Origin of the sequence: Butyricimonas faecalis (genome assembly GCF_003991565.1) — a bacterium.
Classification (GTDB): Bacteria; Bacteroidota; Bacteroidia; order Bacteroidales; family Marinifilaceae; genus Butyricimonas; species Butyricimonas faecalis.
The window spans coordinates 212,787-225,634 of sequence record NZ_CP032819.1 but is presented as its reverse complement, the minus strand read 5'-3'; the positions used below and the strand labels follow the sequence as shown (position 1 = coordinate 225,634).

Here is a 12,848-nt window from a genome sequence, read left to right as displayed (position 1 = left end):
TATCCTAAACAAACTTATTCTCAAAAAAAATATTTACTTCTTTTATACCCGAGTAGGTATTTTTCCCGCCTCCAGCATCATATCCAACACCAGCATGGCAGCCATCGCCTCTACCACAGGTACCGCACGAGGCACTACACAAGAATCATGACGTCCCTGGGCCACGAAAGTCACCTCTTCCCCAAAACGATTCACGGTTTGTTGCTCCCGTCCTATCGTTGCCACAGGTTTAAAAGCAACTCGGAAATAAATATCCTCCCCACTCGTGATTCCTCCCAAAATTCCCCCGGCATGATTTGCCAAAGTCCTCACTTGCCCGTTTTCCATCACGAATGTATCATTATGCTCGCTACCCCGCATACTTGCAGCATGGAATCCCTCTCCATACTCAAAACCTTTTGCCGCATTAATTCCCATCATGTAGTATCCCAACCGAGCCTGAAAACGATCAAACACGGGTTCTCCCACACCGACAGGAACACCTCGGATAACACAACTCACCACTCCTCCCACGCTATCGTGTTCCTCCTGTACTTTTCGAATAAACAATTCCATTTCCCTCGCTACCACCGAATCAGGACAACGAACCACGTTGTTTTCCGTTTCCTCCAAATTAAACTCGTGATAAGACTCTTTCAACGCAATCGGTCCCACCTGAGACGTGTATCCATAAATGGAAACCCCTAACCTCTTTAAAACCTGACGGGCTACCGCTCCCCCTACAACACGAACCACGTGTTCCCGGGCTGAGGAACGTCCTCCACCCCGGTAATCCCGAACACCATATTTCTCCTGCATCGTGTAGTCGGCATGAGACGGACGGAACAAATCCTTTATCGCATCATAATCCCGGCTCCGCTGATCCTTGTTCCGTACGATAAAACCGATAGGTGAGCCCGTCGTCACGCCTTCAAATATCCCTGAAAGTATTTCGACACGATCTTCCTCCGTTCTCGAAGTTGTCACGGAAGACTGTCCCGGTCTCCTTCGGTTCAGCTCATGTTGAATTTCTTCCTCGGACAAGGGAATTCCCGCCGGACAACCGTCAATCACACCCCCAAGCGCCTCCCCATGTGATTCGCCAAAAGAAGTTAACGTATATAACCTACCAATCGTGTTCATAACAATTGAAAATTGAAAATTGAAAATTGAAAATGAAGGAGAGCAACACTTCAATATTCAAAGATCAACGCGGATTAAACTTTTGGTCTGTATAAAAAATGGAAAATCAAGACTTGATCATCTTCATTTTCCATTTTCAATTCTGCATTTTCAATTTTGATTAGTGGCAACAACCGTCACCACAAGAATGCTCTGAACCGCAACCGCCATCAGATCCACAACCGTGACAACCGCCACATTTGTGTGAATGTAAGTTTTCTAATTCTTCGTCAGTAGCATCTCTTACCGCCAACACTTTACCCTTGAAGAATAAATCTTTTCCTGCCATCGGGTGATTGAAATCCATAGTTACCACATCATCGCCCACGGTAACGATTGTACCATTCAGGTGACGTCCCAGACTATCCTGCATGGGTAGCACATTTCCGGGAATCAACTCCTCAGCCTCAACTTCTGCGAATATATCTTTAGGTAACTCAACAATCATATCCTCATTCACCTCACCGTAAGCATTAGCAGCCGGAATATGGAAATCGAAAGAATTTCCCGTGTTCAAGTTCAACAGGTTCATCTCGAAATATTCCAGCGTTTGCCCTTGGCCGCAAATAAACTCCAAGGGAGTCTTCTCATCAGCTATCTCAATGGGTTCTGCATCCGCTGCCGTTCTCAACTCGTAACTCACGGTTACAAACTTATTCTTTGTTATCATTTTTCTGTTTTTTAATTATTCATCTGCAAAGATACAACTAATTAAGCGAAATGCTTAAAGCGAAAAGCTAAAAGTTCAGAAAAGCTTAAATGAAATCCCAATTATATATGTTCGTTAACCATATTTAGTTACGAACAGTAGATGGTGGCACCATTTCATTATCAAATGAACCAGTAATTTTATCCATCATTTTAATGACTATTTTTCAATATGAACGAAAATTTCACATTCTATATATCAACACATCAAATTAATATTATATTTTTGAACGTGTATATTAGTTCCACAAAAGTATCATGGTATATCAATTCAAGGTTCAACTTAAAAACATATCCAAGCCTCCGGTATGGAGAAAAATTATTATTCCGGCAGATTTTACATTTCAGAGGTTTCATGATGTGATACAAACCGTTTTCGGTTGAGAAGATTATCATTTATTCGAGTTCCAGGATAAGGAATATCAATGTACAATTCGGATCGCAGTCCCTTCTGAAGATGATTTTGATTTTGAAGCCAAGACTCTAGATGCTTCAAAAGTTAGGTTATCTGACCTATTCATAGGCAATTTTCGTAAACTTTTATATGTGTATGATTTTGGAGATAATTGAGTACATGAAATAACTCTGGAAAAAATTTTTGACGACAAACGGAAAGAGGCTTTTTGCCTTTCAGGCAAGGGCAATTGTCCTCCGGAAGATTGCGGCGGCCCCTATGGATACGAGGATATGAAAAATATTTTCCAGACAATGCCTGACAGTAAAGCCACTGATAAATATCGAGATTGGCTAGGATTGGACAAAGATGAAATCTGGGACTCCACCACCTTTAATATCGATAAAATATTACAAACTTAACAGCCATTTCCATACCGGAACGACTTCAATTGTTTTACCGTTCATTTCTACCACCCGTTCCGTATCACGGGTAATAATCAGCAGCTTCTTGCATTCTAATACTTCGGTAATTTTTAGCAAAGCTTTTACTTCCCTATCAAACGTGCCGTCGCTATTGTCGAGATTGTAGCATACCTGAATCGCTGTGTAATCATCAGGAATGTAGAAGTCTACTTCAATGCTTTGATTATAGAAATAAACAGCATCATTTCGCCCGTATTTACGCAATAGATTTACGGCTACCATGTTCTCCAACAAAGAAGTGTTTCCATCCAATAAAAAGAGGTTGAGAATACCGTTATCCGTGAAGTAGTACTTCGGTGAAGTTTCCTTATCGACCAATTTACCTGCTATGTTTTGCACGGGATTGATAAGCCAAGCATCTTTGGCGTATTCCATATAATTAATAACGGTCTGTGTTCCTACCTTTGCTCCGGTTGAAGATACGATATTCGCTATGCGGGTAAACGATAAGGGTTGTTTTACGCTTTCAGCCAGTTTCTTGAACATGATACGCAAAGCGAACGTATTATCTACTGTATGACGGGCTGCAATATCTCCCAAATAAATTTTCTGATAAACACTGGTCAGGTAATCCCGCTTGGCAGAAAACTCTGCTCCTTCCGGGAATCCACCAAAGTAGAAATAATCGTTGAATTTTCGTAATATTTCGGCTTTGCCTTCCGTAGATAGGAGATGATTAGCAGTTGCAGGAACATTGTTTGCTGTCAAAAATTCTTTGAAAGAATACGGATAAACATCTACTGGGATATAACGTCCTCCTAAAGTCGTTTGGATATCCTGACTTAACATTTTGGCATTACTTCCCGTGATGTAAACCCGATGTTTGGTGTCAGCCATTCGACGGGTAAATTTTTCCCATCCGGAAACGTTTTGTATCTCATCCAAAAACAGGATAGGCTTCTTTCCGTACATTTCCAGATGAACTTCTAACAGCAGATTCAAATCCTCCGCTTTCATTCCTGTAAGGCGTTCATCTTCAAAATTGATATAAAGTATTTCATCCCACGGCACACCTTGCGCCAGTAGTTGTTGCATCCGTTGATATAGCAGGTAAGACTTTCCCGCTCGCCGGATACCTACAAAAACGTAGTTCCCAAATTCCTCAAAAGTGAAATCGCGAGGAATTACCTTGTATCTTGGGACTTCCAGTTGATTGTCGGCTATAACCACTTTCAGAATATTCTTGTCCATATCTTCCCGTTTTTATTCTACTAACAGCACAAAGATAGCGTATTTTTATTTTGTGCGCAAAACAAAAATGACAATTTATCATTTTATTTGCAGAATAAAAAATCTTCTATTCTAAAGTTGGTATGTCTTAAAAAGAAGGATAGTGTTTCAAAAAGTGTGTAAATCCCAAATTTTTTATTTTTGTGATGCAACTTTCAAAAATGAATATTTATGGAATTTACACATGAACAAATCTCGGAAATAATTTCAGAAATTACAAACGGCGAATCAGGTCTTCAAGGCTTGGTATCACAAGCGATGTCACATTGGTATCACAAAAATGTATCTGCACAGATTTTCTTTGGAATCAAGTGGACTATTTATCGCTTTTTTTGGCGGTAACCCCACTGAGAGAAAGATATTTACAACGTAATATCCTGTTTATAAGAAAAAAGGGAGAACCTATAAATTCCCCCTCTAGTGATCCAGCTGGGACTCGAACCCAGGACCCCAACATTAAAAGTGTTGTGCTCTACCGGCTGAGCTACTGAATCCTTCAATCGTGTTTCACAATTGCGGTTGCAAAGGTACATCTTTTTGTTTCTCACACAAATTTATTTTGAATTATTTTCACGCATTTTCTACATGAAAAGAGTAAAAACCTCATTATGATTTAATTGAGTCTCTCATTCCCTCATCGTAAATTCGGACAAAAGATTGAAATGATCAGTATATGTTACTTGTTTTACCAAATAATTACAAAAAAATCATTCATGAACACACCTAAATAACGTGAGTTCGAAATAAATCAGCATAAAACAAGAAGAGCGCCCACACAAGGATTTGGAAAGAATTAGAAGAGATAGTTATGGAAAAATAATCCGGTATTTAGTCCGATTTAATACACGAAATCAAGATTGAAATATGATTACATCTGGATCACTACCGTGTAAAACGCTATTAGAACGCTATTAAAACCCTATTAAAACGCTATATAGAATAGCGTTTTAATAGCATTCTAATAGCTTACTAAAAATTTTATACACGGTAAAGATCTGCTAGTGACCATGATTTGTTATACTTTTGTTGTTTTAATAGGGGCTCTATATAGTTTGATCACTCTATGACGTCAAAAGCAACCGAATTATTCATACAAATAACCATCGCCATATAGCAATTATTCCGAAAAAACTTCATACATTGTGATGGCATTTATACAACTTAAATCACAACTATGTTTATCAGGAAATCGGAGAAAAAAGGAATCATCACCCTGGGCATCCTTATCATGGCATTATTCGTGCTGCCACAGGCTATTCATAAAAACGAATGCCCCGTTTTCTTGATTCCTTATTCACAATTTTCTGATACAACACACTCTCTTCCCCCAAAACGCCTTGCAATTGAACTCAATTCGGCAGATAGTGCGACATTGGTCAGCATTCGGGGCATTGGACCGTATTACGCAAAAAAGATCATGCGTTACCGGGAACAACTGGGTGGTTTTCACTCTACACGACAGCTCAAGGAAATTAAATTTCAACACCTGAATATAGATTCATTATTATCCTGTTTCTCCGCAAATCCCGCACTGATCAAGAAAAAGGATCTGGACACCATGAGTTTTAAATCCGTTCTGCATCATCCTTATTTAGTGTATGAAGATGTTCAACTCATCTTCAATGCCAAACGAAAATTCGGTAAAATCAACTACTCCATCCTAGAATCCCAAAAAATTTTACCATTATTTAAACTCAAAAAAATAAAACCTTACTTTAAATAATTTTTATTTCACGTCTGTAGTTTATTTATCTGTGCGAAAAATTATGAAGGAAGCGAATATTCCGATTGTCAAGAACCTCTAAACACGAAATTAAAAAGTTCCCATCAAGAAAACAATAAGTTTTGGGCAAAATTTTTCCAATGGTTTACGTAGAAAAGGAAAAATGGAAATCACCTCCCTCATAAATCAAATTATTCTTCAAATCTCACACAAAATCACAGACATACACTAAATGAAAATTATTGTTCATTAGAGAAAAAATTCTAATTTTGTCAAAAATATATCACACAAAAACATGGAGAAGGATCAAATCATACTACTAGAACAACTTTTCAATCGTTACTTTAGTCATCTGGTTCTTTATTCTAGAAAGCTAATTGGAGCACAAGAACCAGCGGAAGACATTGTTCAAGACGTATTTCTGCACTTGTTCGAGAGCAAACGTCTGAAGTATACGACTCCTTCATTTTTATTTACTTGTGTGAAAAACGCTTCTTTAAATTACATAAACTTCTCAAAAAAGAGAATGATTAGCCTCTCTCCCATTCAAGAATTCATCCCGGATAAAGATATACAAGATGAAATCATCCATATGCAACAACTGGAACGACTGGATACTGCCATTGAATCATTACCAACCAAATGCAAAGAGATATTCAAGCGGGTATATCTACAAGGTCAACGTTATGAAGATGTCTCCATGCAGTTAGGTATCTCTTATCATACCGTGAAAGCACACATGACATCTGCTTTTAAGCATTTACGTAAACACCTTCTGATATTACTTTTCTTTCTTCGAAATGTTAAATTCAAGAGAAAATGAAAAAAAGTTAAGGAAATGACTAGGTATATTCTGCATCATATTTGTTATTATTACAAACAATACACAGAACTATGCCAAACGAGCAAGAAAACAAAGATGAACAGATTATTCAAGAATGGATTGAAATTAAAAAACTTCAGCATCCCAAATATTGGATGCAAATGAAAGATAAACTTCAAATTGTCATTCATCAGAAACGTAAAATACGAATAATAAAGTGTGTTGCCATATTCACACTACCTGTTTTGGCATGTGGGTTTTATCTCTTACAGAATAATCTCTATCACACTCCTTTGCGAACCGAACAAATCTTGGCAAAGATATTACCGGGTGATAAAAAAGCTATTTTACATACATCAAATGGTAATTCACTTGTTCTTTCTGGAGATACATTCTCGTTGACTGAAATCAATGGGACCCAGATATCATCCACGCAAGACGAAGGAATCGTCTATACCCCACAAACAACGAACAACACAATAAAAATCTATAACACACTTGTAGTTCCTCTTAAAGGAGAATATAACATCACACTCTGCGATGGAACCCAAGTATGGCTAAACTCCTCTTCCTCATTGAGGTATCCCGTTATCTTTTCAGATTCCGTCCGGGAAGTACACTTGGAAGGTGAGGCTTTCTTCATCGTAACCGAGAATAAAGAAAAACCGTTTATCGTAACAACAAAAGATTACTCCATCAAAGTACTGGGAACAGCTTTTAACGTGATGGATTACAATGATGACAATTATTCTCACACGACGCTGGCAAAAGGAAAAATCGAAATATTACACGGGGACAAACGCCAAATATTAATCCCAGGCGAGCAGGCAGTTCTGAAAGACGGGAAAATATCCATAAAGAAAGTAGACCCGCACTATTATACCACGTGGATGAACGACCGTTTCTACTTTGACAGCGAATGCTTGGAAAACATCATGAAAAAATTATCTAGATGGTACGATGTACAAGTTACATTCAAGGATGAAGCAGCAAAACAATATCATTTTGAGGGAAGCGTACCTAAATACAGTAGCATCAAAGAAATTTGTAATATTATAGAATTAACGACACACGTGAGGTTTGAACTGGAAAAGAATAATATAATTGTTAAACTAAAGTAATAGAGAATGTAAATGTCATTTTTGTATCTTGATATCAATCTGAAATGACACGATAAACGAATCATTAAAAAACTCAATACCGAACTGAAAAGTATCGGTAAAGGGGAGGATCATACAATGAAGTATAACTATCTAAAACGAGAATGTATATCATTAATCCAACGTTTATTACTTGTTTAAAGGCACGCTTTAAAACGCCACGCAAATAATAAACTATCATCTATATATCAAGTGATTAATATTTTGTCGCAGTTCCATAAAAAGATTTTTCTCTCCTTTTTACGCTCATAAAACGTTCGTTTATTGAGTGTAACTTTTATGATAATTAATACTTAAAATAATTAACATAAACCATAACACAACTTATGAAAAGAAATATCAATAACCCACTAAAACGGTATCTGTTAATAACATTTACCCTATGCTTTGTCTCCCTCTCGTTTGCAGGGAACAGAACTCAAATTCAGGACAAGATCATCAGTGTCGATTTCAAAAATGAAACTTTGGCAAATGTCCTCAAAGAACTAAAAAACAAAACAGGTTACGAATTCCTGTATAACTTGGAAATAGTTAATAAAGCCCCGCTCGTCACCGTGAAAGTGGAAGAGAAACCTTTCACGCAAGTTTTAACACTCTGCCTTGAAAATACAGGTTTCACGTATCAGATTATCGACAATACAATCGTTATAAAATTAAAGGAAAAAAATGATAATACACCACAGAATAAAGAAATCAGCGGTGTCGTACTTGACGAGAATAACACCCCTTTACCCGGTACAACGATCATGATAAAGGGAACACAAATAGGTTCTGCCACGGGTAAAGATGGCAAATTCAAACTGACACTTCCGAATATCAAAAACATCACACTAGTGGTTAGTTTTCTTGGTTTTGAAACACAAAATATCGAACTATCAAACCAGAAAGAGCTCAAGATTATTCTCCAGGAGAAAAAAGAAAGCCTGAAAGATGTTGTGGTTACCGGTTACGCTAACGTAAAAAAATCCAGTTTCACGGGCTCAGCTATCCGGGTAGAGAAAAAAGAATTATTAAAGGTTGCTTCACGAAATGTCATATCGGCATTACAGGTCTTCGATCCTTCTTTACGCATCATGAAAAATAACGACATGGGGTCCGACCCGAATACAGTCCCCGAATTTTACATCCGCGGGCGCTCTGGTGTGGGCGTTATGGAACTCGACAAAAATTCCGTATCCAAAACAGCCTTACAGAATAACCCCAACTCACCCCTGTTTATCATGGACGGATATGAAGTCAAAATAGATAAAGTGTACGACTTCGACCCTAACCGGATAGCGAACATCACGATTCTGAAAGATGCTGCCGCAACAGCCTTGTATGGTTCCCGTGCCGCCAATGGTGTGATTGTGATTGAAACCGTGGCTCCGCAACCCGGCAAACTTCGTGTTTCCTACGATTTCATGGGAGAATTAACTGTACCGGATATCTCTGGCTACAACTTGATGAACGCAAGTGAGAAGTTGGAGGCTGAACGCTTGGCAGGCTTTTTTGACTCTGAAGCACCCGTAACATACCAAAGCTTGCAACAAGAATATACCGAAAAAAGAAACAACATCATGGCAGGCGTAAACACTGATTGGATTTCCTTACCATTGAGAAATCCCTTTAATCACAAACACAGTCTGTTTGTCGAAGGTGGTTCCAACAATTTTCGATTTGGTATCACCATGCGTTACGACGTACAAAACGGAGTAATGAAAGAGTCTGGGAGAACTCGTATCGGCTCTTCTTTTATGCTGGATTACCGGGTAAAGAACTTACAATTGCGCAACGAAGTCAATTATGATGTTACCAAAGGTACAAACTCTCCTTACGGGGATTTCAGTGAATATACTCGCCGCCTGCCTTACGTGTCTTACAAAGATATTGAAGGGAACTACGTGAACGACTTAAAATGGCATATTAACGATACACGTTTAAATCCTTATTACGAGGCAAAACTAATGAAGAATTTCAGCCACAATAATTATAGTTCATTGACTGATAATCTGGGGGTGAACTGGTATATCATGGATGGATTCCAAATGAAAGCCCAATTTTCGATCACGAAAACAAACGAATGGTCTTCCGTTTTCGTCGACCCGGAATCTGCCACGTTCAAAAGTAGTACAGAGGACTTAAGCGTACAAAAAGGGACGTTGGACAAAAGCGATTCCGAAACAATAAACTGGAACTTCAAAGCATTCGCCAATTACGTAAAGACCTTAGGCTATCACAATATCAATTTCTCAGTTGGAGTCGAATTAAACGAGAACAAATACAGCTACGAAAGTACCACTTTCCGCGGGTTCCCTTCTGGAGAGCTAAGTTCCCCCATGTACGCTGAAAAATCGGATGCTCCTACATTCTCCGATAATCATACCCGTTTATCCAGCGTGTATACCGCTTTAAACTATTCTTTTCAAGATATTTATCTACTGGATGCCTCCTATCGAATGGACGGTTCTTCCGAATTCGGGACAGATAATAAAACAGCTTCATTCTACGCTATCGGTGCAGGAGTCAATTTCCACAAATACGATTTTATACAGAAATTGGATAAAATCAGCCAACTAAGATTAACCGGCACTTACGGACAAACCGGTAAAGTAAACTTTCCCGCCTACGCCGCAAAACACACGTATAAAATCTCGGACAAGTATTATGGCACGGGTAACGGACTGATGCTATTCTACATGGGTAATGATAAATTAACATGGGAAAAGACAAATGAATTAAATCTTCGTCTGGTTCTGGGATTATTTAACGATAACATCACATTGGAAGTCGATTGGTATAACAAATTGACTAAAGATTTAATCACGGACGTAACTATTCCTGTATCCACGGGATTCGAGTCTTACAAGGATAATCTTGGAGAAGTACGAAACCGAGGATATGAAATAATCCTACGTGCCAACATATACAAAACGCAAAACTGGGATGTTATTCTATACGGGAACATGGCACATAACAAGAACCGGATCATGAAAATCTCCGAGTCATTAAAAGCATACAACACCCGTGTTGACGAGGAATTCGCCAAATTTGAACACGATAAAAAGAACTTAACCTATGCCAAACCGCTTATAAAATACGAGGAAGGCGGTTCGTTAACAGCTATTTGGGGTATGAAATCCTTGGGTATCAACCCAAGTGATGGAAAAGAGATATTTGTAAACCGGGACGGAACAATTTCTTATGATTATGTTTCCTCACAACAACAGATTCTCGGAGACAAGGAACCGGATGCACAAGGTAGTTTCGGGGTAAACCTGCGTTACAGGAATTTCTCATTGTTCGCTTCCTTCATGTATGAATTCGGCGCACAAGTATACAACACGACTCTCGTGGAAAAAGTGGAGTGCGTTGACCTGCGTTACCAAAACGCAGACAAACGCGTACTAACACAACGCTGGGAATCAGCCGGACAACGTACCACGTTAAAAGATATCAAGGATAGAAGCGAAACGACACGCCCGACATCCAGATTCGTGCAAGACTACAACGCAATAGATTTCACCTCATTGAGTTTCAGTTATGATTTTAATCGTGAATTAATCCATCGTTTCGGTTTGAGTATGCTCCGCCTGCAATTTCAAATGGGTGATGTCGCTCATATCTCGAATGTGAAACAAGAAAGAGGACTATCCTACCCTTTCAGTCGTACATTTAATTTCTCTTTAAATGCAACTTTCTAAATCATAATGCTATGAATAAAATAAAATACTATATCATTCTGGCAACCATCACTTTATTTACCTTGAATGGTTGTGGAAACTGGTTAGATGTTTCTCCTAAAAATCAAGTAACGGACGAAAAATTATTTGATGACTATTCTGGCTTTCGTAATGCATTGAACGGAATATACCGGGAACTTTCTCAACAAAGTCTATACGGGCGGGAACTCTCGTGGGGATTGATAAGCGTACTCGCACAGGATTACGATGCCGATAGGCTGAATAAAGCTTACCCGGAAGTCGCAACTTACAACTACGATCTGGCAGATACCAAAAAAATGATCGACAATCTATGGATACAGATGTATAATGCCATTGCAAACTGTAACAAATTAATTGAAGAGATTCAAAAAAAAGACGGAACATTCTTCCCGTTGGGAAAAGCAGAAAAAGACTTAATCGAGGGAGAAGCCCTTGCCTTGCGCGCATTCATTCACTTCGATTTATTACGTTTGTTCGCCCCGTCCCCAAAAGTGAATGCAACTGGTACGTACTTACCTTATTTTACGACTTACCCGTCAAAATATGAACCGAAACAAAAAACATCCGATTTCTTGCAACTCGTGATCGGTGATCTGTTGAAAGCTAAAGATCTGGTAGCCTATTTTGATTCTACTCATGTAACAGAAACTGGTTTGTATTCTGCAACATGGAGATACACCCCGCAAAATATAAATTTAGGTCGCTTTTTCCATTCACGTGGTATCCGACTAAATTACATGGCTATTCACGGTTTGCTCGCCCGGGTATACATGTATGCCGGAGATGAAACTAATGCTGAAAAAGAAGCTCGTTTCGTTCTGGAACATTTTGTAGCATCAGAAGGTGGTGAAGATGCGTTACGTTTTGCCACAACAAGTGAATTAACTTCAGGTAAAGGATTGCATACCAAGTACAAATCGGAAATTATGTTTGCCCTGTATGATGACAAATTAACGGACTTATACGACGAATTTAAAACCACAAACAACACACGTTTTGCACTAAAGGCATGGACGGACTTCTTCACGGAAGACGGGGACGATTCGAGAAAGAATCTGGGTGAATATAATTATGAAACAGGATTATACAACTTACTAAAGTGGCAATCTTTCGACACGGAAGTTCCTGATGTCACTCCGAATTTTAACCTGATTCCGGTATTGCGTCTATCTGAAATGTATTATATCATCAGCGAATGTCGCTATAATACCAGCGACGCAACGAACGCCCAACTATACTTACAAAAAGTCAGGGACGCATACAAAGCCGACAACCGGACAGTTGACATGAATCGTTACCAAAAGGAATTAACGCTGGAAATGAAAAAGGAATATTTAACGGAAGGTCAACTATTTTTCTTTTACAAACGCCTGAACATATCCATCGAAAATGGTGGAGAAACCGTAAACGTGGGAAATAAATTTATACTTCCCATCCCGGAGAAAGAAGATGTATTCTAA

Annotated in this window: 9 protein-coding genes, 1 tRNA gene and 1 pseudogene; 7 read left to right on the top strand and 4 right to left on the bottom strand. The window is 38.7% G+C overall.

Annotated features, from left to right (window positions below; translation table 11 throughout):
- Window positions 1-42: 42 nt before the first annotated feature.
- Together aroC and D8S85_RS00920 are read right to left on the bottom strand one after the other, a co-directional pair.
- Complete coding sequence (aroC, locus tag D8S85_RS00925; RefSeq protein WP_106624392.1) at window positions 43-1,122, bottom strand: chorismate synthase; 1,080 nt, start codon at window positions 1,120-1,122, stop codon at window positions 43-45.
- Window positions 1,123-1,282: 160 nt separating this feature from the next.
- On the bottom strand, window positions 1,283-1,831 hold the full coding sequence (locus D8S85_RS00920; protein ID WP_106624391.1) for an FKBP-type peptidyl-prolyl cis-trans isomerase: 549 nt from the start codon (window positions 1,829-1,831) through the stop codon (window positions 1,283-1,285).
- Window positions 1,832-2,127: 296 nt separating this feature from the next.
- On the opposite strand from D8S85_RS00920, the pseudogene D8S85_RS21725 reads away from it, so the two are divergent.
- Window positions 2,128-2,685, top strand: a pseudogene (locus D8S85_RS21725) (plasmid pRiA4b ORF-3 family protein).
- On the opposite strand, the gene D8S85_RS00900 reads toward D8S85_RS21725, so the two are convergent.
- Window positions 2,674-3,939 (bottom strand): ATP-binding protein, encoded by a 1,266-nt coding sequence (locus D8S85_RS00900; protein ID WP_106624388.1) that lies wholly within the window; start codon window positions 3,937-3,939, stop codon window positions 2,674-2,676. The pseudogene D8S85_RS21725 and the gene D8S85_RS00900 overlap by 12 nt on opposite strands.
- A gap of 210 nt (window positions 3,940-4,149) precedes the next feature.
- Here D8S85_RS00900 and D8S85_RS21385 point away from each other — a divergent pair, with 210 nt between their 5' ends.
- Window positions 4,150-4,320 carry a hypothetical protein gene (locus tag D8S85_RS21385; RefSeq protein ID WP_158641675.1) on the top strand — a complete coding sequence of 57 codons (171 nt, stop codon included), beginning with the start codon at window positions 4,150-4,152 and terminating at the stop codon, window positions 4,318-4,320.
- A gap of 79 nt (window positions 4,321-4,399) precedes the next feature.
- On the opposite strand, the gene D8S85_RS00895 is transcribed toward D8S85_RS21385, so the two are convergent.
- A tRNA-Lys gene (locus D8S85_RS00895) sits at window positions 4,400-4,472 on the bottom strand.
- A gap of 734 nt (window positions 4,473-5,206) precedes the next feature.
- On the opposite strand from D8S85_RS00895, the gene D8S85_RS00890 reads away from it, so the two are divergent.
- The 5 genes from D8S85_RS00890 (at window position 5,207) to D8S85_RS00870 (ending at window position 12,848) form a co-directional block, all read left to right on the top strand.
- A complete protein-coding gene (locus D8S85_RS00890; RefSeq protein WP_228423307.1) occupies window positions 5,207-5,701 on the top strand; it encodes a ComEA family DNA-binding protein in 495 nt (164 codons plus the stop codon).
- Between the two features lie 295 nt (window positions 5,702-5,996).
- Window positions 5,997-6,524 carry a sigma-70 family RNA polymerase sigma factor gene (locus D8S85_RS00885; RefSeq protein WP_106624386.1) on the top strand — a complete coding sequence of 176 codons (528 nt, stop codon included), beginning with the start codon at window positions 5,997-5,999 and terminating at the stop codon, window positions 6,522-6,524.
- Between the two features lie 71 nt (window positions 6,525-6,595).
- On the top strand, window positions 6,596-7,645 hold the full coding sequence (locus D8S85_RS00880) for a FecR family protein (protein WP_106624385.1): 1,050 nt from the start codon (window positions 6,596-6,598) through the stop codon (window positions 7,643-7,645).
- Between the two features lie 365 nt (window positions 7,646-8,010).
- The gene (locus D8S85_RS00875) at window positions 8,011-11,367 is read left to right on the top strand and encodes a SusC/RagA family TonB-linked outer membrane protein (protein ID WP_127074709.1); all 3,357 of its coding nucleotides are present in this window, start codon (window positions 8,011-8,013) and stop codon (window positions 11,365-11,367) included.
- Window positions 11,368-11,378: 11 nt separating this feature from the next.
- On the top strand, window positions 11,379-12,848 hold the full coding sequence (locus D8S85_RS00870; RefSeq protein WP_106624383.1) for a RagB/SusD family nutrient uptake outer membrane protein: 1,470 nt from the start codon (window positions 11,379-11,381) through the stop codon (window positions 12,846-12,848).